This window comes from Methylibium sp., from assembly GCF_031393925.1.
Classification (GTDB): Bacteria; Pseudomonadota; Gammaproteobacteria; order Burkholderiales; family Burkholderiaceae_C; genus Methylibium.
The window spans coordinates 1-2039 of the sequence record NZ_JANMWL010000239.1; the positions used below are offsets into that span (position 1 = coordinate 1).

General features: G+C 72.1%; 1 protein-coding gene. It reads left to right on the forward strand.

Annotation, left to right across the window (positions count from 1 at the left end; all coding sequences use genetic code 11):
- Positions 1–2039, forward strand: a 2039-nt coding sequence (locus RMO12_RS12600) for an L-glutamate gamma-semialdehyde dehydrogenase (protein WP_309639556.1), incomplete at both ends; no start/stop codon positions are given.

A 2039-nucleotide genomic window follows, 5' to 3' on the forward strand; every position in this document is an offset into this window, starting at 1 on the left:
TTCGGTTTGGCGATCCAGGCCTACCAGACGCGGGCGGTGGAATGCGTCCACGCCGTGGCGCGCATCGCCCATGCGCACCGCCTTGCCTTCATGGTGCGACTGGTCAAGGGCGCCTACTGGGACGGCGAGATCAAGCGCGCGCAGGAGCTGGGCCTGGCGGCCTACCCGGTGTTCACGCACAAGCACCACACCGATATTTCCTACCTCGCCTGCGCGAAGGCGCTGCTCGACCATGCCGGCGTGATCTACCCGCAGTTCGCAACGCACAACGCCGGCACCATCGCGGCGATCGTGCAGATGGCAGCGGCTCGGCAGGCGCCGTTCGAGTTGCAGCGCCTGCACGGCATGGGAGAAGCGGTCTACCGCGAGGTGATGCGGCCGGCGGGGGTGATGGGCTCGTCGCGGAGCGTTTCGGCGGGCCCCCCTCCCGGCCTCGCCCCAGTGGGGGAAGGAGCGGTTTTTCCGCTGCGCGTTTATGCGCCCGTGGGCGAACACCGCGACCTGCTCGCCTACCTGGTGCGGCGGCTGCTGGAGAACGGCGCCAACTCCTCCTTCATCCACCAACTCGCCGATCCGCACACCGACGTCGACGCCTTGCTGGCCACGCCGCTGCACGCCGCCGCTGCGCCCGGCCAGGTGTCGCCGAGGGCGCTCTACGGTGCGGCGCGGCGCAACGCCATCGGCGTGGACCTGAGCATCGCCGCCGAGCGCGCGCCGCTGCTCGTGGCCGTTGCAAACACCGCCGTGCCCAGCGCGCCCGAGTCACCGGTCGACGCCATCGACGCCGCGATGCGCCGCCTGGCCCACGGATTCGAGGCCTGGAGCGCGACGCCGCTGGCCGAGCGTGCCGCCGTGCTCGACCGCGCTGCAGACCGGCTGGAGGCGGAGCTTCCCGCCTGGTGCGGCCTGCTCGTCAACGAGGCGCGCAAGACGCTCGGCGACTGCGTGGCCGAAGTGCGCGAAGCGATCGACTTCTGCCGCTACTACGCCGCCCAAGCGCGCGAGCAACTCGCGCCGCGCGAGCTGCCCGGGCCGACCGGCGAGTCCAACACGCTGCACCTGCGCGGCCGCGGCGTGTTCGTCTGCATCAGCCCGTGGAATTTTCCGCTCGCCATCTTTGCCGGGCAGGTGGCGGCCGCGCTGGTGGCCGGCAACGCGGTGGCCGCCAAGCCGGCCGAGCAGACCCCGGCGGTGGCACAGCGCTTCGTCGCCTTGCTGCATGCGGCGGGCGTGCCGGGCGATGCGCTCGCGCTGCTGCACGGGCCGGGTGAGACGGTCGGCTCCGTGCTCGTGGCGCACCCGCTCACGGCCGGCGTGTGCTTCACCGGATCGACCGCCGTGGCCAAGCTGATCCAGCGCAGCCTGGCCGCCCAGGACGGCCCGATCGTGCCGCTCATCGCCGAGACCGGCGGCCTCAACGCGATGGTGGTCGACAGCAGCGCCTTGCCCGAGCAGGTGGTCGACGCCGTGGTGCAAAGCGCGTTCCGCTCGGCCGGCCAGCGCTGCTCGGCGCTGCGCCTCTTGTGCGTGCATGCCAGCGTGGCCGACGCGCTCATCGCCATGCTGGCCGGCGCGATGCACGAACTCGTGCTCGGCGACCCGGCGTGCTACGCCACCGACGTGGGCCCGGTAATCGACGCCCAGGCGCACGCCGCCATCACGCAGCACATGGAGCGGCTCGACCGCGAGGCGAAATGCCTGGCGCGCTGCGAGCTGCCCGAGGCGGCGCGCGGCGGGCATTTCATCGCGCCGGTCGCCTACGAGATCGCGCGCGTGAGCGACCTGAAGGCCGAGGTGTTTGGCCCGGTGCTGCAGCTGCTGCGCTGGGGGCCGGGCACCGCGGCGCCCGATGTCGATGCGCTGGTGGTGCAGATCAACGCACTCGGCTATGGCCTCACCCTGGGCGTGCAGACGCGCATCGACTCGCGCGCCGAGCGCGTCGCGGCCCGTGCGCGTGTCGGCAACGTCTACATCAACCGCAACATGATCGGCGCCGTCGTCGGCGTGCAACCGTTCGGCGGGCAAGGGCTGTCGGGCAC